Origin of the sequence: Chryseobacterium sp. RR2-3-20 (assembly GCF_017808115.1) — a bacterium.
GTDB classification, from domain to species: Bacteria; Bacteroidota; Bacteroidia; order Flavobacteriales; family Weeksellaceae; genus Chryseobacterium; species Chryseobacterium oryzae.
The window spans coordinates 49550-69880 of record NZ_JADQBD010000011.1; the positions used below are offsets into that span (position 1 = coordinate 49550).

The 20331-nt window shown below is 33.4% G+C and carries 20 protein-coding genes; 4 read left to right on the plus strand and 16 right to left on the minus strand.

Features of this window, described 5'->3' with window-relative positions; genetic code table 11:
- Window position 1: 1 nt before the first annotated feature.
- The 5 genes from IV513_RS04730 to IV513_RS04750 all read right to left on the minus strand — a co-directional run bounded on the left by IV513_RS04730 (window position 2) and on the right by IV513_RS04750 (window position 4309).
- Entirely contained in the window at window positions 2-838 is an 837-nt protein-coding gene (locus IV513_RS04730) for a 1,4-dihydroxy-2-naphthoyl-CoA synthase (protein ID WP_209389362.1), read from the minus strand.
- Window positions 839-998: 160 nt separating this feature from the next.
- A complete protein-coding gene (locus IV513_RS04735; RefSeq protein ID WP_209389363.1) occupies window positions 999-2099 on the minus strand; it encodes a glycosyltransferase family 1 protein in 1101 nt (366 codons plus the stop codon).
- Window positions 2083-2757 (minus strand): glycosyltransferase family 32 protein, encoded by a 675-nt coding sequence (locus tag IV513_RS04740; protein ID WP_100375617.1) that lies wholly within the window; start codon window positions 2755-2757, stop codon window positions 2083-2085. Before IV513_RS04740 ends, IV513_RS04735 begins: the two co-directional genes overlap by 17 nt.
- Before the next feature lie 15 nt (window positions 2758-2772).
- Entirely contained in the window at window positions 2773-3585 is an 813-nt protein-coding gene (locus IV513_RS04745) for a 2,3,4,5-tetrahydropyridine-2,6-dicarboxylate N-succinyltransferase (protein WP_209389364.1), read from the minus strand.
- A gap of 154 nt (window positions 3586-3739) precedes the next feature.
- Window positions 3740-4309, minus strand: coding sequence for a C40 family peptidase (locus tag IV513_RS04750; RefSeq protein ID WP_209389365.1), 570 nt, complete (start codon window positions 4307-4309; stop codon window positions 3740-3742).
- Between the two features lie 234 nt (window positions 4310-4543).
- Here IV513_RS04750 and IV513_RS04755 point away from each other — a divergent pair, with 234 nt between their 5' ends.
- On the plus strand, window positions 4544-5188 hold the full coding sequence (locus tag IV513_RS04755; RefSeq protein ID WP_209389366.1) for a hypothetical protein: 645 nt from the start codon (window positions 4544-4546) through the stop codon (window positions 5186-5188).
- A gap of 50 nt (window positions 5189-5238) precedes the next feature.
- Here the strand turns inward: IV513_RS04755 and IV513_RS04760 are convergent, their stop codons facing one another.
- Window positions 5239-5616, minus strand: coding sequence for a hypothetical protein (locus tag IV513_RS04760; protein ID WP_209389367.1), 378 nt, complete (start codon window positions 5614-5616; stop codon window positions 5239-5241).
- 350 nt (window positions 5617-5966) lie between these two features.
- Between IV513_RS04760 and IV513_RS04765 the strand changes: the two genes are divergently transcribed.
- The 3 genes from IV513_RS04765 (at window position 5967) to IV513_RS04775 (ending at window position 9351) form a co-directional block, all read left to right on the plus strand.
- Window positions 5967-6326, plus strand: coding sequence for a cupin domain-containing protein (locus IV513_RS04765; protein WP_209389368.1), 360 nt, complete (start codon window positions 5967-5969; stop codon window positions 6324-6326).
- Between the two features lie 238 nt (window positions 6327-6564).
- Complete coding sequence (locus IV513_RS04770; protein WP_209389369.1) at window positions 6565-8727, plus strand: outer membrane beta-barrel family protein; 2163 nt, start codon at window positions 6565-6567, stop codon at window positions 8725-8727.
- Window positions 8728-9066: 339 nt separating this feature from the next.
- Window positions 9067-9351, plus strand: a complete 285-nt coding sequence (locus tag IV513_RS04775; RefSeq protein ID WP_209389370.1) for a hypothetical protein — start codon at window positions 9067-9069, stop codon at window positions 9349-9351.
- Window positions 9352-9385: 34 nt separating this feature from the next.
- Here the strand turns inward: IV513_RS04775 and IV513_RS04780 are convergent, their stop codons facing one another.
- The 10 genes from IV513_RS04780 to IV513_RS04825 all read right to left on the minus strand — a co-directional run.
- Window positions 9386-9742, minus strand: coding sequence for a response regulator (locus IV513_RS04780; protein WP_209389371.1), 357 nt, complete (start codon window positions 9740-9742; stop codon window positions 9386-9388).
- A gap of 32 nt (window positions 9743-9774) precedes the next feature.
- Window positions 9775-10353, minus strand: coding sequence for a chemotaxis protein CheB (locus tag IV513_RS04785; protein WP_209389372.1), 579 nt, complete (start codon window positions 10351-10353; stop codon window positions 9775-9777).
- A gap of 3 nt (window positions 10354-10356) precedes the next feature.
- Window positions 10357-11184 carry a protein-glutamate O-methyltransferase CheR gene (locus tag IV513_RS04790; protein ID WP_209389373.1) on the minus strand — a complete coding sequence of 276 codons (828 nt, stop codon included), beginning with the start codon at window positions 11182-11184 and terminating at the stop codon, window positions 10357-10359.
- A gap of 1 nt (window position 11185) precedes the next feature.
- Window positions 11186-11551, minus strand: coding sequence for a response regulator (locus IV513_RS04795; protein ID WP_209389374.1), 366 nt, complete (start codon window positions 11549-11551; stop codon window positions 11186-11188).
- A 15-nt stretch (window positions 11552-11566) separates the two neighbouring features.
- Complete coding sequence (locus tag IV513_RS04800) at window positions 11567-15172, minus strand: response regulator (protein WP_209389375.1); 3606 nt, start codon at window positions 15170-15172, stop codon at window positions 11567-11569.
- Between the two features lie 4 nt (window positions 15173-15176).
- Entirely contained in the window at window positions 15177-16649 is a 1473-nt protein-coding gene (locus tag IV513_RS04805; RefSeq protein WP_209389376.1) for a response regulator, read from the minus strand.
- 244 nt (window positions 16650-16893) lie between these two features.
- Window positions 16894-17718, minus strand: coding sequence for an HAD family hydrolase (locus IV513_RS04810; protein WP_209389377.1), 825 nt, complete (start codon window positions 17716-17718; stop codon window positions 16894-16896).
- Between the two features lie 66 nt (window positions 17719-17784).
- Complete coding sequence (locus IV513_RS04815; RefSeq protein ID WP_245168860.1) at window positions 17785-18849, minus strand: UDP-glucose--hexose-1-phosphate uridylyltransferase; 1065 nt, start codon at window positions 18847-18849, stop codon at window positions 17785-17787.
- Complete coding sequence (gene galK / locus IV513_RS04820; protein ID WP_209389378.1) at window positions 18818-20002, minus strand: galactokinase; 1185 nt, start codon at window positions 20000-20002, stop codon at window positions 18818-18820. Before galK ends, IV513_RS04815 begins: the two co-directional genes overlap by 32 nt.
- A gap of 57 nt (window positions 20003-20059) precedes the next feature.
- A partial coding sequence (locus tag IV513_RS04825) for a transposase (protein ID WP_209389379.1) occupies window positions 20060-20331 on the minus strand: 272 nt, incomplete at its 5' end.

Consider the following 20331-nt stretch of genomic DNA (forward strand, 5'->3'; position numbering starts at 1 on the left):
ATTAAGAAATCCACTTATCTTTTCCGAAGTCTGGCTTTCTTTTTTCAAGGAAAGCATTTCTTCCTTCTTTTGCTTCTTCGGTCATATAAGCCAATCGTGTAGCTTCGCCTGCAAAAACCTGTTGACCGACCATTCCGTCATCGGTAAGATTCATTGCAAATTTCAGCATTCTGATGGAAGTTGGAGATTTTGCTAAAATTTCCTGAGCCCATTCGTAAGCAGTATCTTCTAATTCATCATGAGGAATTACAGCATTCACCATTCCCATTTCGAAAGCTTCCTGTGCTGAATAATTTCTTCCCAAAAAGAAAATCTCACGCGCTTTTTTCTGTCCAACCATTTTTGCTAAATAAGCCGAACCGTAACCACCATCAAAACTAGTAACATCTGCGTCAGTTTGTTTAAAAATAGCGTGTTCTTTACTTGCTAAAGTTAAGTCGCAAACAACATGCAGAGAATGACCTCCACCAACCGCCCATCCCGGAACAACCGCAATGACAGCTTTAGGCATAAAACGGATTAGTCGCTGAACTTCCAAAATATTAAGACGGTGTCTTCCATCTTCACCCACATATCCCTGTTGTCCTCTCGCTTTTTGGTCGCCACCGCTGCAAAATGCCCAACCTCCATCTTTTGGACTTGGCCCTTCACCAGATAACAAAACAACACCAATAGAAGGGTCTTCAGAAGCATCATAAAAAGCATCATACAATTCTGAAGTTGTTTTTGGTCGGAAAGCATTTCTTACTTCCGGTCTGTTAAAGGCAATTCTTGCAACACCATTGCATTTTTTATAGGTAATATCTTCGTATTCCTTAACGGTTTTCCAGTCGATCATTTTGTAAAATTTTCCCAAAGATAAAGAATTAGGAAGAATTTTCAGTTCCTTACAGAAAGGTTTATTGATAATAATTCTGAAGCAAAATTCAATTGATTAGATTAAATCTTTTTGAAGTTTTTTTTATAATGAAAATTTGATTGTGGAAAATTTGAAATTGTTATGATAAAACATCTTTGTAAAGATTCATCATTACGTTGGCAATAGGCTCGTCATTAAATTTTTGCACAAATTCAAAGCCTTTATCTGCACGTCTTTTACGCTCCGATTCATTTTCCCATAAAAATTTTACTTTAGAACGAATGTCCTGAACATTTTGAGGATCAATATATAAAGAATCTGGCCCACCTGCTTCCGGAAGACAGCTTGTATTGCTTGTAATGGTAACCGTTTTTGAGAAAAGCGCTTCTATCACAGGAATTCCGAAACCTTCAAAAAAACTTGGATAAACGAAAATATCTGCTAATTTATAAATAACGGCCAGTTCATCCATAGAAACGCCTTCTAAAAAATGAATCTGCTTTTCCAATTTGTTCTTTTGAATAAAACCAGCAATTTTCTGAAAGTATTTTGTTTTTTTTCCGACTACAACCAAAGGAATATGGGTTCCGTTGATTCCTTTGACAATGTTTAAAAGATTCTTCCGATCTTCGATGGTTCCGACATTTAAAATAAATCTTTCAGGAAGGCTAAATTTTTCTTTGGTAGCCTGAATAAATTCCTTGGATTGTTCTTCTTTGAAAGCCTTGTGACATCCCTGATAAATCACTTCAATTTTGCTTTCGGGAACTTTCAAAAACTGGACAATATCTCTTTTGGTCTGTTCTGAGATTGCAATGATTTTATCGGCAGAATTCGCTGCTTTTTTAAACTTCCAAAAATGAATTTTCCGATCAAAAAAAGAATAATATTGAGGATATCGAACGAAAATCAAGTCATGAATCGTTACGATTTTTTTGATCGGGTTTTTATCCCATTTTAAGGGTAACTCACCCGATAATCCATGGAAAATGTCTGCATTTTGTTTTTGTGCATCCTTCCCCATTTTAAACTGTCGGGACATATTTCCTTTGGAGGTTTCAACAAAATGAACATTGGGATTTTCTAAAATTTCTTTGCCTCTATCTGATTTGTTTTTATGCAATAAAATATATTCGTTTTCCGGAAAATATTTTGATAAAATACGGATCAGATCGCGGGAATAGTTTCCTAATCCTGATTTGTTATGGAAAAAACGCTTTGCATCATAAGCTATCTTCATTCTCCGGTCTTATGATGTTTTGAGTCAATTGTTTCTTTTTCCAGTGTTCGGATTTGTCTTTATAAAGGAAGAATTTACCAAGTTTATACTTGAACTGCATTTTGTTGTCATAGTGAGGCCCCAAAAACCGGTGCGGAATATTTGGATTTTCTTTAAGACATTCTTTAATTGAGTCTGTATAAACTGTTGGACCTGTGGTTTTATGAACATTGTGAGGATATGGATTGTTTTTAATGTTTTCCATGATGTTCTCCAATGTTCTTTGTAGAAATGGGTGTCCGGCTTCATACACCAGACCCCATTGTACATAATATGTTGGCGGATCTTCATCCGTCACTAATGCAGTATCATCTTCGCGAATCAGTTTTCGTAATGGAATATTGATTCCGCTGTCGATATCAAGATATACTCCTCCTTTTTTGTACAGGATGGCATATCTGAAAAAATCTGCTTTAGCCGCTCCTATAGTCAACCTGTTGTAAGCTTTCAGATATTCAGGCGGAAATTCATCTTTAAAGAATTCGGTTATCCGTTTATCATCATAGAAATGATATTGATATTCAGGATTTTTCTTAAGCATTCTTTTAATATGAAACCTCGTAAGCCAAGGCAGCTTATCGGTTTTAAAAGTCTGAAAGATCTGTTTAGGAATGGCCATAGTTTTACTGTGAATTTAAACTGCTACATTGTTATCTCTCAATGCATCGTTAAGAGATGTTTTTTTATCTGTAGATTCTTTTCTCTGTCCAATGATCAAAGCACAAGGAACCTGATATTCTCCCGCAGGATATTGTTTTGTATAACTTCCGGGAATTACTACTGAACGTGCAGGAACTCTTCCTTTGATTTCAATAGGTTCCGGACCTGTAACGTCGATGATTTTTGTTGAAGCTGTTAATACAACATTAGCTCCTAAAACGGCTTCTTTTTCTACGTGAACTCCTTCCACTACGATACATCTTGATCCGATGAAACAGTCGTCTTCAATAATTACCGGAGCAGCCTGAAGCGGTTCTAGCACACCACCGATACCAACACCACCACTTAAGTGAACATTTTTACCAATTTGGGCACAACTTCCAACAGTTGCCCAAGTATCTACCATTGTTCCAGAATCTACATAAGCACCGATATTAACGTAAGACGGCATCATAATTACTCCCGGAGCAATATAAGCACCTTCTCTTGCAATTGCGTGTGGAACCACTCTCACGCCTTTTTCAGCATAGTTTCTTTTTAAAGGCATTTTATCATGAAACTCAAATGGTCCTACTTCAATGGTTTCCATTTTTTGAATAGGAAAATACATTACCACTGCTTTTTTCACCCATTCATTTACCTGCCATCCGTTTTCGGTAGGCTCTGCTGTACGAAGTTCTCCTTTATCTACCAAAGAAATAACTTCTCTTATAGCTTTTTGGCTGTCTTCATTCTGCAATAATTCTCTGTTTTCCCAAATGTTCTCAATCGTTTGTTGTAGTGACATGATAATGTTTAAATTGTGTTAAAAAATGCTGTCAAAGATACAAAACTTTAGTATAAGATAGGATTTTGGTCGAAATTTTATAGAGAAATAAGACGAGCTTTTTTAAGGTTGTAAAAATGATTTTTTAAAGTGTGAAAAGAATTTTGAAAACAGATTACAAAACCCTCTGAGCATGAAGATACGCTTTGTTCCAATACTTTTCATTTAAAGAAGATATAATAACACCTTTAGAAGTTGATGCGTGAATAAACTTCACTTCTCCATCTTTTTCTATGGTATGAACAATTCCTACATGCGAAACCCGAGAACCGCCAGATGTTGCGAAAAAAAGTAAATCGCCTGGTTTTACGATTTCTATATCTATAGGTTTTCCTGCCAAAGCCTGATCTGATGATCTTCTTGGAAGCTGAAAATTGTTTTCAATAAAAACTTTCGCAGCAAACCCAGAGCAATCGAAACCTTCTGAAGTATTTCCGCCAAATTTATAGGGAGCACCCAAATACTTTTCTGCATCCTTTAAAAGCTTTTTCAGCGATCCTGAGATTTTTCCGTCGAATTCTGAAACTAAGTGCCTAGAACTTTCAAACTTCACATTATTATTCTTGTTATCGGTTTTTACTGCAGATACATTTTTACTGCTTCCGCACGAGTTCATTAACGAAGAAAATACAATACTTAAGACTATGTATTTTAAAGATTTAATATGAAAAGTTCTATGTTCCATGTCGGCTGTTTCATTATCATTCAAAAAACAATTTATTTCATTCTTATAGAATATCGAAATGATTCAAATTTACAAAATCTTGAATATACTGATTATCAATAAATTATTTTCATTCAACAAATATAAATTTTATTTTTAAATTATGCAATAACTATACTACAACTATACTTTAATTATGCTTTAATAGTTATTTTAAATGATATAAATTTCTATATTTGCAGAATTAATGATCTTATGGCGACTTACGAAAGCTTTATAAAACTTAACGGAACGATAGGAGATTTGGTCTTCTATAATCTCAACGGGAAAAATATTGTCCGGAAAAAAAGTGGTTTTAATAAAGCAGCATATAAGAAAAGTCCCACTTATGAAAAAGTAAGGCAAAACAGTTCAGAATTCGGACACTGCTCGAAAATTGGAAAATTAATAAGATCCTGCATTACAGACTATATAGCACATGCAAACGATCCTCTACTCTATCAGAAATTTGCCAAAGCGATGACGAATATTAAAGATTGCGACACATCTTCCGAAAAAGGAAAAAGAACTGTAAAATCGGGTTTAGAAACTGTTAAAGGAAAAAATATTTTAAGAGCGTTTCAATTTGGAAGTATTTCTTCTCTTACGCAAAACACTCATATTTTTCTAGGATTGTGGGATAAGAGTTTGGTTTTTGGAAAAGAAACGGATGCCGACCAAGTTGACATTGTAAGTATTGATATTGATTATGATAACTACTCATCACAATATTTTGAAGAAAAAATAAAGTTTGATCATCAGCTGGAAATTAACTTTCAAAATCAGTTTGAAGGAAAAGAGCTTATTTATTTTATCTGTTTCAGAAAAGAAGGTAAAGTTATAAGAATGGGATTTGCATAAAAAAGCCCGCAAATAAATTTGCAGGCTTTATATTTAGTTTATAATTTATATTATTTTTTGCTGTCTTTCAACCCAGTCCAGGTTCCGGATCTTTTTGGCGTAGGAGAATCGTTGTTCCAAGTTCCGTTTGCTTTTTTATCAAGAGTTAAATTTCCTGAAAATTGCCCATCTTCCGGTAAAACCAAATCTGCAGTAAGCTGACCAGATTTATTTAAGAAGCCAGATATATTATAATTCTCATTATTCGTTTCAGAATGCATAGTTCCTGTAACTTTTCCGTCGCTGGCTACTACAAAGTTCCAAACGCCTTTATCGGTTCCTACATAAGTTCCGGACCATGTTCCGATGTAATCATAAATTGTTTCGTCGTCTGAACTACATCCGATTAATAAAAAAGCAGCCCAAAAAAGCATAAAAAGTTTCTTCATAGTTTGCAATAGTTTATGAAATATGTTTAATTATTCAATTTATTTCCAAAAATCGACCTAAAGATTAAATATCATTTTCAGAATATCTACTATATATACATATTTTTGAATTGGACAAATATATCAATTTAATTTAATAGTTTTTCATTTTGAACTCATATTTTAAAAAAAATAATATAAAATATATGACAAGAAAAACCGATCGTAATTGTTTATTTTATTCTTGGTTCATATAAATTAAATTCAGTGAAATTTATTTCGAAAATAATTTTATTGATGATATTTTAATCCAATTAAAACTTAATTTCCACAAATAAAATTTTAATTTTAGGCTTTCTAAAAAAAATCTTATGAATACTATTAATATTCAGGAAAAGTTTTCCTTATTTTCAGAGTTTTGGTCTCCAAAAATAGTTGGCGAACTGAACGGTCAATATGTAAAATTGGTAAAACTGAAAGGAGAATTTGTCTGGCACAAACATGATCATGAAGATGAAATGTTTTTGGTAATAAAAGGAGTGCTCAAAATAGAATATAGAGATAGAACAGAAACTATCCACGAAAATGAATTTATTGTTGTTCCAAAAGGTATAGAACACAAACCCGTTGCAGATGAAGAAGTTTGGGTAATGCTTTTTGAACCCAAAGAAACACTCAATACCGGCGATGTAAAAAGTACATTTACAAAAGAGAATTTAGAGTCTATTTAAAAAATTATATTAAATCCTAAAGCTAAATCTTCTCACTTTTACTCTTTATTATATTTAAATTTCATTAAAACATTTATTTTATAACAATATTTTCAATATAGTTCTTTATAATGTGAATTAATTATTAAATTTAAATATCCTCTATTTCTTAGCAGTAAATAATTTTAACAAAATTTTATGATTTACAGAGTGTAACAAATATTCCCTTTAAAGTGTCTTATGTTAAAATGAAGTTTTCATGAGAAACATATTAGTGCCCATTGCATTATTAGCAAGTACGCTATCAATAGCACAGACAAAAACCGATACCATAAAGACTAACGAAAAGGAAATTGAAGCCGTTACATTTGTAGCTAAAAAACCTACGGTTGAATCTAAGGTTGACCGCACCGTTTTTAATGTAGCCAACAGTTCCATTCTTGCAGGAAATACAACTTGGGATGTTCTTAGAATGACGCCTCTGGTAAGTATAGACAATAACGATGCGCTTCGTGCCGAAGGTGAAATGGTTACCGTTTACATTAACGACAGAAAGTCTGTATTTACCGGTAAAGAGCTTAAAGATTATTTGCAAACTATTCCTGCGGATAATTTATTGAAAATTGAAGTCATAACCAGTCCGTCCTCGAGATACGAAACGTCTGGTTCTGTCATTAATATTGTTCTGAAAAAGCGCGATGATGAAGGAATTAAAGGAAGTGTAACTTTTAACAACAGACAGAATACCAAAAATTCTCAGTACACCAATTTTAATCTTAATTATCATAAAGATAAATTTACCCAGACAATAGTAGGAAGTTACAGCGACAATACTTATGTACAGAAAAACTCGATTTTAAATACACTATACGAGAATAATGATGTTACGCAGATTACCTCCGAAAATGTTTATAAAGGCAAAAATCCTTCCCTGTCTTCTACTTCAGAATACGAAATTAACAGCAAAAATTCAATAGGATTAATTCTTGAGGCATATCAAGGGAAACGCTTCAGCAATTCTCAGTCAGATGGTACGAGATATTTAGATGGGGAACTCAATAATTCTTTCAGCCAAAGCCAAAACGCATCTGTATTGAGCAGAAACTTAGGAACCAATCTTTTCTATAAATATTATGATAAAGAGAAAAATAAAATTTTAGATATTAATTTGGGAGCCAATTATGATAGTTCCGATGAGGATAATTTGTTCGTAAAAACCATATCTTCTCTTAGCAATACGAATATTACAGGTATTCTTTCTGACCAGGAAGCCCGAAATTATTATCTGAAAGTAGATTATACCCAACCTATAGGAAAATCTGGCGGAAATATAGAAGTGGGAGGTAAAATAGACATTAATAACAATGTAATACCATACAATCTGTATGGGAATAATCTGAGTAATCTTTCTACTTTTGATAATTTCAGATATAAAGATAATATCAATTCCTTGTATGCTAATTTCAGCAAGACATTCTTCGAGAAATTAGAAACCAGAATAGGTTTGCGCTACGAATACATAAATTATACTGCTGAACAGGATGTTGCAGGAAGCAAAAGAAAAGAATCTTACGGAAAGCTTCTTCCCAACTTATTGCTGAAATATTCTTTCTCCAAAGATTATGATCTTAGCCTAACGTACAACCGATCTCTATGGAGACCTTGGTATTCTGAGTTTAATCCTTTTCTTATTCCCAATAATGACGGAATTTTTTACAGAGGTAATATCAACTTAAACCCGAACCCGAACGACCGACTTTACATGAAGCTTGGAATTCTGAAAAAATATTTTCTTTCTGCAAGATATTCTTTTACCAATCAGGATTACTGGACTGCTTATGTAGTAGAAAAAGGATCGGTTCCTCAATTGGATAAAACCATTGCAGAACCTCAAAATTTTAATGGAAAAGTCCATAAATATTCCGTGAATGCGAATACTAACCAAACATTCTTAAAAAATAAATTAAACGTTAATTTAGGCTTCGGATGGAATTATATTGATAACAGTGATTTTAACCAAAGAAACGACCTTAAAGCAAAAGATTACATTAGTTTCTGGAGCAGTTCTGCAAATTTTTCCTACACCAATTTATTCAATAAAAACATCAATTTAAGTGCTTGGGTAGAAGTTTCTAACCAGAATAACGGGAATTCTTACGCCAACAGAACCAATGTTTTTCACAACATTTCGGCAACTAAGATTTTCCCTAAAACACAAATGGAAATCAGTCTTCAGCTAATGAACATTTTCCAAAGACCTAATTTCGATTCTACAACGTTTAGCCAAACAGGAACTTTCAGAAATTCTGTTAAATCCGACTGGTATGGCTTTTCTTTAACGTTTGTAAAGCGTTTTGGTAACCAAAAAGTTAAAGAAAACTCTAAAACCGACGTGGAAAAGAACGGAGGTGGCGGTAAATAAGCTTTAATTTTATCTTGTAGAGAGAGTGATAGTTCTAAATTATCACTCTTTTTTGTTTCTAAAAGCCTGTTCAAATTTCAAATTTATTCTAACAGTAAGAAACCTTTAGGCTCGAAAAAATCACCGTCAAAGTCAAACTATTTATTTTGAATAACATAAAGATATCAAGATATTGAACTGAGTAGTTAATTTTCATTTAGAAAATCAACAAAAGGCAAAAAAAATTATTGAATAAAATTTAAACAAGCTGTAAAAATTTTTACTATTTTTTTGAATATTGAATTGAAAAATACCATTTATGGCATAAAAGTTATTATATACTATGCAAAAAATACAGTAATGGAAAAAAGCTTACTGAATGAGTATTTTGAATTGACTATAAAAAAACAATTTGATATTGATATCAATGCGGAATGCGAATTTTCTCTCCTCGAAAATTTAGTATCCAAGAAAATGATTGTGGCACCCACTTTTAGTGAAAAGATAAATGAAAACCAAGATTTGAAACGGTTTTTCCATGCAATGATTAACGAAATAAACCTTGAAATATATGACCGAAAATTTATAGAAAAGAGAATTAGCGATATAATAGACGAAAATTCTGGTCTAAGAGAAATTGGCTAAAAAACTCCTGCACTATAAAAATGCAGGAGTTTTTTTAAATATATTTTGCTACTTTTTCTTCCAGATCATCCAGATTAAAAGGTTTGGCGACATAATCGTCTGCCATTGCTTCTTTTGCCAAAGCAACAATATCGTTGTTCGCAGTAACATAAATTACAGGAATATTCTTGAAATCTTCGTGATTCTTCAGAAGTCTGGTTGCTTCTACTCCACCAATTTTAGGAATCCAATTATCCATCAAAATAACATCCGGCATAAAATCTGAAACTTTCTCCAAAATATCATGACTGGTTTCAGATATTTCCACCTGATAGCCATTTTCTTCAAAAATGATTGTAATTACTTCTAAAATGGTTTTATCATCATCAAAAATTAATATTTTTTTGTTCATATAATTTTAAAAATTAAATTTTAGTTACTAGTTTATTCAATTTGGTTAATAAGTTCTGCCAGATTTTGAGGCGTTATCAATAAATCGTAATTAAGCTGTTGCTCTGCCTGTCTTGGCATATAATCTACTTCTGCTGTATCAGGATTCTGAATCCAAACTTTTCCTCCATATTTTTTAATGTAAGCCAACCCTTCCACACCATCTGCATTTGCTCCGGAAAGTAAAATACCAATAATAGTTTTACCAAAAACTTCCGCAGCAGATTTAAAAGTTACGTCTATCGACGGACGAGAATAATTCATCTTTTCGGAGCTGTCTAAAGCCATTATTTTTTTATTCTCGAAAAGTAAATGATAATCTGCCGGTGCAATATATATTTTATTTTTTACAATTTCTGTTTTATCGTCCACTTCAATTACTTCTGATGTTGTAAACTGCTGAAGCAAGACCTGAAGAATATTACTGGAATTCGCTTTTCTGTGCAAAACCAAAATAATCGGAAAAGAAAATTTATTGTCAAGATTCTTAATCAGCTCAAGAATAACCTGCAGACTTCCCGCAGATCCTCCAATTACAACTAATTCAGTTTTATTGAAATCTTCTTCCCTCATTACTTAAGACTCGATTTTTTTCCAGATTCGCTGGTCATCAATTTGATGATAATTTTTGTCTAATTTAGAAAATCTTAATGTTTCTTTTGCCCCTAAAGCTAAAAATCCTAAATTTTCTAAGCTGTTATCAAAAAGATTAAAAACCCTTTCTTGCAAGTTTCTATCAAAATAAATGAGAACATTTCGGCATATTATCAGTTGAAAACTATTAAACGAACTGTCGGACACCAAGTTATGCGTGGATAAAATAAGTTTTTCTTTGAGGCTTTTATCGAATACGACACTATTATAATTAGCTGTATAATAATCTGAAAAATCTTTTTTTCCTCCCGAAAGAATATAATTTTCAGAATAAAGTTTCATCTGCTGCAAAGGAAAAACTCCTGCTCTTGCAGATTCTAAAACAGAAGGATTAAGATCTGTACCGTAAATTAGCGATTTGTGATACAAATTTGCCTCTTTTAGTAAAATTGCAACAGAATAAGCTTCTTCACCCGTAGAACATCCTGCAACCCATATTCTGATTAAAGGATAGGTACCCAATTGTGGCAGAATTTTCTCTCTTAATGCTTTGAAAAATGAAGGATCCCTAAACATTTCCGTTACGTTCACCGTAATTTCTTCTATAAATCTTTTCAGATAATCGGGTTCATTCATCAAGGTATAACGGAGTTCTGCAAAACTGGTAAATTTGTCGATAAGACAGATTCGGTTTACTCTCCGTTTAAAAGATGCCCTGCTGTAATCGGAAAAATCGTATCCGTACATATCATAAACATCTTTAATAAGATATTCTACTTCTTCGTCTTTTACAATACTTGGTTCCAGCATTTCAAGATAATTTTTGAATGGCAGACATCAGAATATCAACATTGATAGGCTTGGAAACATAATCCTGCGCTCCGGCATCTATACATTTCTGACGGTCTTCCGGCATTGCCTGAGCCGTAACCGCAATTACCGGAATATGGTTTATACCGGGAGTTTCGCGGATGATTTTCAGAGCTTGATAGCCATCAATTTCAGGCATCATCATATCTAACAATATCACTAAAAATTGGTTGTCGTTTTTCAAAGCATCAATAGCTTCCTGTGCCATTGTACAGCTTTCTATCTGATATCCTTTAGCTTTAAGCGTAAGTTTCAGTGCAAATATATTACGTGGATCATCATCCACAATGAGTATTTTATTGTTCATCAGAATTTTTGCTGTTTAACTTTCATATAACCAAACACGCAGCAGTGATAAGAGCTGGTCTATATCTACCGGTTTTGATATGTAATCTGAAGCTCCCGAAGTGATGCATTTTTCTCTTTCTCCAATCATCGATTTTGCCGTAACCGCAATTATCGGAAGTCTTGTAAACTTAGGCATTTTTCTAATTTCTCTAATAGTTTCGTAGCCATTCATTTCCGGCATCATCATATCCATCAAAACAACATCTACATCTGGGTTTTCTTTAATCTGCTGCAGTGCTTGTTTCCCGTCCATTGCTACAACTACTTCCACTTTATATTTCTCTAAAGCTTTGGTAAGAGAGAAAATATTTCTTGCATCATCATCTGTAATAAGTATTTTTTTATTGCTCAAAACTTCTGTTAAAGAGCCCAACGATTTGCTTCGGACAGCTTCCAAAGTACTGTTTTTCTCTTCTACAAGATGCAAGAACAAACCTACTTCATCTAAAATTCTTTGGTAAGAATGTGCTGTTTTTACGACAATAGAGTCTGCATACTGTTTTATTTTAAGTTCTTCAGACTTAGAAAGATTGTTTTCTTTAAAAATGATTATAGGAAGATTCTCCAGACCTTCAAAACTTTTGATAGATTCTACAATTTGGTATTCGCTGCCTTTGGAGGCACTTATATCGAGAATTACACAATCGATTTTATTTTCTTTGAATGCTTTAACACTATCTTCCACATTGCTTTCTACAGATAATGAAATATTAAGATTACCAAGAAAATAAGAAAGTGCAGTTGCATGTTTCGCATTTTCCTCCACAATTAAAACTTTTTGAGGTGCTTTTTGAAGGGCTGCTTCTATTTTTCTGAACATATCATCCATTTGATCGAGTGCAACAGGTTTGTTGATAAAATCTATGGCACCTCTCATTAAGCTTTCTTTTTTCACATGCAATGCAGACATCATGTGAACCGGAATATGTTTCGTTTTTGGATTAGACTTCAAATCATCCATTACTTGCCAACCGTCTTTTACAGGAAGCTGAACATCCAATAAAATAGCTTTTGGATGATATTGCAAGGCAGATGTAAGTCCAAAATCCCCTCTCACTACAATAACACCTTTGTAGTTCTGCATTCTGGAATATTTTAATAAAGCTTTTGCAAAATTGGTGTCATCTTCTATAATAAGGATAACATTATCTTCTTTGGTAATGTTGTTTCTATCATCTTCAACTTCATCCGGTATTTCTAAAACATTAATAGTCTTATCATGTTCTTTATCATCCAGAATATGCTGAATTTGTTCCACATCTTCACGGATAATTTCTACAATATCCTGATCTGTGTCGTGCTGTTCTACTTCTGAAACCTCTTTTACGGGAATAATCAGGCTAAATTCACTTCCTTCATTCACTTTGCTTTTCAAAATAAGCTCTCCACCTAATAATCTGGCAATTTCACGACTAATAGATAATCCTAAACCTGTACCTCCGAATTTTCGCCTTGTTGAGCCATCTGCCTGTTGAAATGCTTCAAAAATAATTTTCTGCTTATCTTCTGCAATGCCAATTCCTGTATCTTTTACGGAAAAATTAATAAAATCTTTTCTTGATTCCTCTTTTGTAATAGATAGACTGATGCTTCCTTCTTTAGTAAATTTAAGCGCGTTAGAAAGCAGATTTCTTAAAACCTGATCTACTCTGAGACGGTCTGTTTTGATAACCGTACTTAAATCTTCATCTATATTAATATCAAACTGAAGCTTTTTCTCCTGAAATACAGGATTAAATAGATTTTTGAGGTCTTTTACAACATCATTAATAGATACATCTTCGTAATCTAAAGTCATTTTACCCGATTCTATTTTAGCCAAATCTAAAATTTCATCAATTAATGTTAAAAGACTGCTTCCAGAACTCTGAATAACTTTTGCGGATTCTATCTGATCTTCATTCAGGTTTTCGTCTGGATTCTCTGCCATCAGTCTAGAAAGCAAAAGAATAGAATTAAGCGGAGTTCGCAGTTCATGTGACATATTTGCCAAGAATTCAGATTTATATTTGGTGCTGAGAGCAAGTTCTTCTACCTTTTTCTGAATTTCAATGTTTCTTTCGGCAATAAGATGATTTTTTTCTTCTAGTAATCTGGAACGCTCTTCCAATTCAGCATTTGCCTGCATCAGTTCTTCCTGCTGTACTTTCAGTTCTTCTTCGGAGGCTTGTAATTTCTGGGTTTGGCTTTCTAATTCGGTATTAAGATTCTCGAGTTCTGCGTGCTGCACCTGCAATTCTTCCGACTGAGCCTGTGTTTCTTCCAGCAACTGCTGTTCTTTTTCTCTTCTTTTTGCTGCACTTAAAGCAATACCTATGTTTCTTGTTGATTCTAAAAAATATTCTACTTTGTCATCCTCGAAATTCGAAGGCGAGCCCAATTCTATAACACCTATACAAAAACCATCTGCAAAAATCGGCAACAGTAAAATCCCATAAATCTGGATAATGCTGCTCGCAAAAGTTACTACAAAATCTTCCTGACGAAGATTATTGTAAATCTTCATTTTTTCTGTACTAAAAACCTGTCCTACAATACCCTCACCAACTTCAAAGGTCTTTTTCATATTGCTTTCTAGTCCGAAAGCTGCAGTAAGTTTTAAAATTCCTTCATCGTAAATATAAAGCGAACCATTGATGCATTTACCATATTCAATAAGTTGAAAAAGAGACTTTTCTGAAACATCTTTTACCGATTTATTGCCTACAAGAGATTCATTTAAAATAGCCAAACCTTTCTGCTTCCAGTCGCTTTTATTAATTTGATCGAAAGAGTTTTTAAGAGATTCCGTCATGTGATTTAACGAGTCTGCAAGATCGCCGAGATCGTCTTGAGAATAATCTTCAGCTTTCTGACTGTAATCTCCATTGGCTACTCTGTTGGCAATTTGCTGTATTGCAGTAACCCGTTTGTTGATTTCCAAATCTTTTGATCTTAAAGCTGCTTCAAGCTTTTCTCTGCGGATAAGATCTGCACGTAATTTAAAATAGAAAAATGCCGTAACTGCGATTGCAGAAAGTGCTGAAAAAATAATAAAAAGAACGGTAGTATTGGAAGATTTATTAAGTATTATGGTTTTTTCCTCAAGATTGGTATCTTCACTTTTTACAAATTCGTCTACAATCTTCCGACATCTGTCCATATAGATTTTACTTTGCAAAATCTGATCCTGAGTCATGATAATCCCTTTTCTTCTGTTATTTACAGTAAGTTTAAGATTATCAATATTCCGCTGAACATTTATTTTGAGTAAATTGAGGCGTTTCTGCTGTTGCTTATCTTCAATATCTAAGCTTTCTGCACGTTTTATTGCCAAAGAGTATTCATGCAGACTTCTTTCATAAGGTTCTAAAAAACTTTCTTTTCCTGTGAGCTGATATCCGCGGCTTCCAGTTTCTGCATCTAAAAGTGAAACTAAAATATCCTTTACAGCGGTTACAGATCTGCGGCTTTTACCTAAGCTTTCCCTATGACTCATCTGATTCTGAATACTTAGATAAGAAGCAACAGAACTCGTTATTAAAATAATAAGTGAAAAGCTTATACCAAACTGTAAATTTCTGAGTATTTTTCTTGGCATAAAATTAATTTAGAGGTAATGTAAAATAAAATGTAGAACCTTCATCTAAAATACTTGAAACTCCTATATTACCATGATGCTGTTTGATAATTTCTGAACAGATATAAAGACCAATTCCCATCCCCTGAAACTGAAGCGATGATTCTTCAACCCGATAAAATTTCTGGAAAACAGCTTCCTGTTTATAATCGGGAATACCAATTCCGAAATCGGTAACACTTACTTTCACCTCCTGTTCTTCCTCATCTACAAAAGTGGTGACAATAATCTGATTATTCTCCGGCGAATATTTTATTGCATTGGTTAAGAAATTAATTAAAACCTGCTCTACCCTAATGTCATCTAACGGAATAAGAATATCGGGAATTATACCATGTCGCTCTATTTTAACTTTATTATCATTCGTCTGAAGAATATTTTCAATGGTATTCTGAATAAGTTTTTCCAGATTGGTAGGTTTTTTATTGATTTTCAACTTACCATTTTCAATTTTCGAAACATCGAGTAAATCTGTTATTAAGGTATTAAGTTTCTCGATCTGATCATGAACTTTTACCATGAAACCAGCTTCAGCAGTAGTTTCGCTAAGTTTAAGTTTCCTGTCTAAAAGCTGAATATATGCTTTAATACTCGTAAGAGGAGTTTTCAGTTCATGACTGGCTATACTCAGGAATTCATCTTTTTCCTTTTCAATTCTTTTCTGAGCATCAATATCTGTAAATGTTCCTACCCATTTTTTAAGTATATTATCTTCAAAAACTGGGGTAACTCTAAGCAAATGATACCTAAAATCTCCAGATTCAGTATTTTTAATTCTAATTTCAAGATCAAGAGGTTTACTTTTCTTTTTGCATCGTTCAAATTCTTCCTGAATTACATAATCATCAGGATGCGTTTCCGGAAAAACCTTTTCTGAATTGGAATACTGATACCATTTACCATTCACAAAATCTATGACTCCGTCTTCATTAAGCGTAAAAGCTATCTGAGGAAGAGATTCTAACATAAGGTGAAAATGCTCGATCTGAGATTTCATGGTAACCTGAGATTCTCGTCTTCCTTTTACTTCCAGCTCAAGATTTTGCTGAGTTTTTTTCATCTCCAGATTTTTTTCCTGAAGATTGTAAAAGGTTTTTACTTTCAGCATCAGAATTTCCGGATCTACAGGTTTTGTAACATAATCTTTGCCTCCGGAAGCATAACCTTTGGTAATAAATTTTTTCTCGGTATTTACTGCAGAAAGAAATATGATGGGAATATCCTTCGTTTTGCTGTAACCAGATAAGGCTTCTGCAACTTCAAAACCATCCATTTCGGGCATTTGTACGTCCAGAATGATTAAAGCGTAATTATTTTTGAGTGCTTTGCCTAATGCCTGTTCCCCAGAATCTGCGGTATCTACATCGAAATCTTTAGATTCTAAAAGTTTTTTTAATGAAAAGAGATTATTCGGATTGTCATCAACAATTAAAATCATAAAAATAAAATTCAGTGTTAGCTTAAAAAGATTACATTCAAAAATACTTATAATAAACAGATAAAAATTTATGTGTGGTAGATTTTTATCTATTTGGAAAGTGTTTTAAAAATATCTCCAAACAAGTAGCAAAAATTGTACAAAAGTTCAATAATGCTAACAATTTAAATACCTGAATCTTTTTTATTGCTTACAAGCACGGTTTATATCTTATTTTATGACAAATATCATTAATGAAGAACTGCTATTTCTCCGCAATTTTGAAATCCTGTTTTTTCTGTAAATACTTTTCTATGGCTAAAACAACGCCGAAATTATCGTTAGATTCCGCTTCAAAATGGGCAATATTTTTCACTGACGGATGTGCATTTTCCATTGCAAAGGAAAATTTAGAATTTCTAAGCATTTCTGCATCATTCATATAATCGCCAAAAGCCATTGTTTCTGAGGGAAGAATATTTAATTTTTTCTGAATAATCTCTAATGCTTTTCCTTTATTAATGTTTCGGTTCATTATATCTACCCAATATTGCCCTGAAATAACCACTTCTAGATTTTCGTTGGCAAAATGTTTGAGATAAGGATAAAGATTTTCTTCTGAACCTCCAGAGTGATACACCGCAATTTTAAAAGCATCATCATCCACTTCATCCATCAAATCGGGTACCTTCTGGTTTTCTGTATAATATCTTGTGAAATAATTTACAAAATCTTCATCATCACTTTCGTAGTAGGCTTTGCTTTTGGCAGAAAGTACAGCTCTCGCTCCAGGAATCTCTCGGATTGTTTTAATAATTTCTGATACAAATCTGTGGTCTAATTTATCTGCAAAAAGTTCTTTATTCTTATAAATTACATAACCGCCATTTTCAGCAATAAAACCAATTTCATCCTCAATATCTTTAAAGTACTGAGTAATTCCGGGCATTTGTCTGCCACTTGCCGGTACAAAAAGAATATTTCTCTTCTTCAGTTCTTGGTAAATCGCCGGAAAATCTGGGCTCACCTCATATTCTGAATTGAGAAAAGTACCATCCATATCGGTAACAATCAGTTTTATGTCGTTCATAAATTATAATTTAAAATCTTGAATTTTCTATTGCTATAAAGGCTTTGCAAAGATAAAATAAGTTTTTTATTTTGTTTTATAATGAACAGTGGATAGATTTTTCAATATTTCTGCACTTTGCTCAGGAGTAATATCTCGCTGGGCTTCTGCCAACATTTCGTAGCCTACCATAAATTTTTTCACTTCGGCATTTCTTAACAAAGGCGGGTAAAAATGCATGTGGAAGTGCCATTCCGGGTGTAATTCTCCGTCAGTTGGCGACTGATGAATTCCTGCCGAATATGGAAAAGACATTTCAAAAAGATTGTCGTATTTTGTAGTTAAGTCTTTAATGATGGATGCGAGAGATAATTTTTCGGTTTCGGAAAACTGTTTCAGATTTTCTATTTTTCTTTTGCTTACAATCATGGTTTCGTAAGGCCAAACTGCCCAAAACGGAACAACTGCTACAAAGTCTTCATTTTCAAGAATAATTCTTTCTCGCTTTTCGAGTTCTTGCTGAATGTAATCGGACAAAAGAGATTTTCCCGTTTTTTCAAAATGCGCTTTAAAATTTTCCTGAGTTCTTGCCACAAGAGAAGGAATTGAAGATTGTGCCCAAATCTGACCGTGAGGATGTGGATTACTGCATCCCATCATCTGACCTTTATTTTCGAAAATCTGTACATGATTGATATAATCAATATTTCCTAACTCTTCATATTGTTTTTGCCAAAGATCTACTACATTTTTAATGTCTTCAACCTCCATTTCCGGCAAAGTTAAACTGTGGTTATCCGAAAAACAGATCACACGGTTGATGCCTCTTTCAGGTTCCAGAGAGAAAAAATCTGATTTCTGAGGTGGGAATTCAACATCATCTTTCATTAAAGATCCGAAATCATTATCAAAAACAAACGTTCCTTTATAATTTGGATTTTTTTCACCGTTTACACGAATATTTCCAGAACACAAGTAACAGCTTTCATCATGAGTAGGAAGTTTCTCTTCTATTCTTTTTTCGGTTTGTCCCTGCCATGGTCTGTTTGCACGTTGTGGTGAAACCAAAATCCACTCATCCAAAAGCGGATTGTATCTTCTGTGCGGATTTTTTTTATGGTCAAACGATGATTTCATTTCTATTGTATTCATTAATTCCGTCTGATATTTTCACTCTGTAAACTTTCATTTCGATATCGAAAGCCTTTTTATATTGATTAGCAATAGTTTCTATTACCAAATCTACATTCTCATCTTTTATTAAGTTAATGCTACAACCGCCAAAACCACCACCCATAATTCTAGCTCCTGCTACTCCATTTTCTTGCAAGGTTTTTTCCACCATAAAGTCGAGTTCATCACAGCTTACTTCAAATTCGGTAGAAAGTCCGTTATGTGTTTCTATGAGGAGATTTCCAAGAGATGAAACATCACCTTTTGCCAAAGCTTCAGCTGCTTTTTGTACTCTTTCAATTTCATCGAGAAGGTAGCGGCATCTTTTGTAAGAAATCTCTCCCATTTCATCTTTTAGTTCATCCAGCATTTCAGTACTGAAATCTCTGAACTTTTCTACCTCGGGAAATCTTTCCCAAAGAACTTTTTTGCCGCGATCGACATCTTTTCTACGGTCATTATACCCTGATGTAAGATGAGTATGTTTTACACAACTGTCGAACAAAACCAAACTATACCCTTCAAGATTAGCTTCAAAATACTGGTGTTCCAGAGAGTTACAATCGAGCATTATTACCTGATGTTGCTTCCCAAAAACCGAAGCAAACTGATCCATAATACCACATTTTACTCCCACAAAAGTATGTTCGGATTTCTGACCAATGACTGCCAGTTCTTTTTCATCTAAATTTAAACTGAAAATTTCGTTGAGAAGAAACGCAAAACCGCATTCTAATGCTGCCGAAGACGACAAACCAGAACCCATTGGTATATTGCTGGAAAAAGCAATCTGTAAACCTCCGACTTCTTTTCCTATTTCCTGAATAGCATTAAAAACTCCCAATAAATAATTAGCCCATATTTTTGAAACTGGTGATTGTTTTTCATTAACATTAAAACTGAAAGTATCATTGAAATCTTTAGCAAAAAAGGTGATTTTGGCATCATCTGTTTTTCTTACCGCAAAACAAATATGTTTATCTATTGCCGCCGGAAGTACAAATCCATCGCTGTAATCTACATGTTCACCAATAATATTTATTCTTCCGGGTGCTAGAAAAATTCTTTCCGGCTCGGTTTCAAAAGCAGATCTAAATGCATCTTTCGTGTCCTGGATTAGCTTTTCCTTCATTAAAGTTTTTATTGTAATGTTCAACTTAAATATAAATATTCACACCCGTTGTGCATTTTAAATAATACTGACTTTTAAGTTGTTGATATTTCGATTGAAATAAGTTTTGTTTATAAACTGCACAACTGTTAAAGCCGTTATTTTGGCTATTAATCGGGCTTTAAAGCCTTCAAAAGTTTTGGCATAATTACGTCTAATCATGAATTGGTCGCACAGTTGCGAAAACAACGTCTCAATCCTTTTTCTTTGCTTTTTGTACAAATAAAACTGTGGTTTATACTCCTTTTGATTGATTCTTTTCGGAGTCTCCAGTTCTATGTTGGCATAAT

Coding starts and splice junctions, on each gene's coding strand:
- IV513_RS04750 (WP_209389365.1), bottom strand. CDS start 4,309: ATGGAACATAGAACTTTTCATATTAAATCTTTAAAATACATAGTCTTA.
- IV513_RS04795 (WP_209389374.1), bottom strand. CDS start 11,551: ATGAACAATAAAATACTCATTGTGGATGATGATCCACGTAATATATTT.
- IV513_RS04815 (WP_245168860.1), bottom strand. CDS start 18,849: ATGAATACAATAGAAATGAAATCATCGTTTGACCATAAAAAAAATCCG.
- IV513_RS04755 (WP_209389366.1), top strand. CDS start 4,544: ATGGCGACTTACGAAAGCTTTATAAAACTTAACGGAACGATAGGAGAT.
- IV513_RS04745 (WP_209389364.1), bottom strand. CDS start 3,585: ATGTCACTACAACAAACGATTGAGAACATTTGGGAAAACAGAGAATTA.
- IV513_RS04785 (WP_209389372.1), bottom strand. CDS start 10,353: ATGAGGGAAGAAGATTTCAATAAAACTGAATTAGTTGTAATTGGAGGA.
- IV513_RS04775 (WP_209389370.1), top strand. CDS start 9,067: ATGGAAAAAAGCTTACTGAATGAGTATTTTGAATTGACTATAAAAAAA.
- IV513_RS04770 (WP_209389369.1), top strand. CDS start 6,565: ATGAGAAACATATTAGTGCCCATTGCATTATTAGCAAGTACGCTATCA.
- IV513_RS04810 (WP_209389377.1), bottom strand. CDS start 17,718: ATGAACGACATAAAACTGATTGTTACCGATATGGATGGTACTTTTCTC.
- IV513_RS04760 (WP_209389367.1), bottom strand. CDS start 5,616: ATGAAGAAACTTTTTATGCTTTTTTGGGCTGCTTTTTTATTAATCGGA.
- IV513_RS04805 (WP_209389376.1), bottom strand. CDS start 16,649: ATGATTTTAATTGTTGATGACAATCCGAATAATCTCTTTTCATTAAAA.
- IV513_RS04790 (WP_209389373.1), bottom strand. CDS start 11,184: ATGCTGGAACCAAGTATTGTAAAAGACGAAGAAGTAGAATATCTTATT.
- IV513_RS04780 (WP_209389371.1), bottom strand. CDS start 9,742: ATGAACAAAAAAATATTAATTTTTGATGATGATAAAACCATTTTAGAA.
- IV513_RS04740 (WP_100375617.1), bottom strand. CDS start 2,757: ATGGCCATTCCTAAACAGATCTTTCAGACTTTTAAAACCGATAAGCTG.
- galK (WP_209389378.1), bottom strand. CDS start 20,002: ATGAAGGAAAAGCTAATCCAGGACACGAAAGATGCATTTAGATCTGCT.
- IV513_RS04730 (WP_209389362.1), bottom strand. CDS start 838: ATGATCGACTGGAAAACCGTTAAGGAATACGAAGATATTACCTATAAA.
- IV513_RS04765 (WP_209389368.1), top strand. CDS start 5,967: ATGAATACTATTAATATTCAGGAAAAGTTTTCCTTATTTTCAGAGTTT.
- IV513_RS04735 (WP_209389363.1), bottom strand. CDS start 2,099: ATGAAGATAGCTTATGATGCAAAGCGTTTTTTCCATAACAAATCAGGA.
- IV513_RS04800 (WP_209389375.1), bottom strand. CDS start 15,172: ATGCCAAGAAAAATACTCAGAAATTTACAGTTTGGTATAAGCTTTTCA.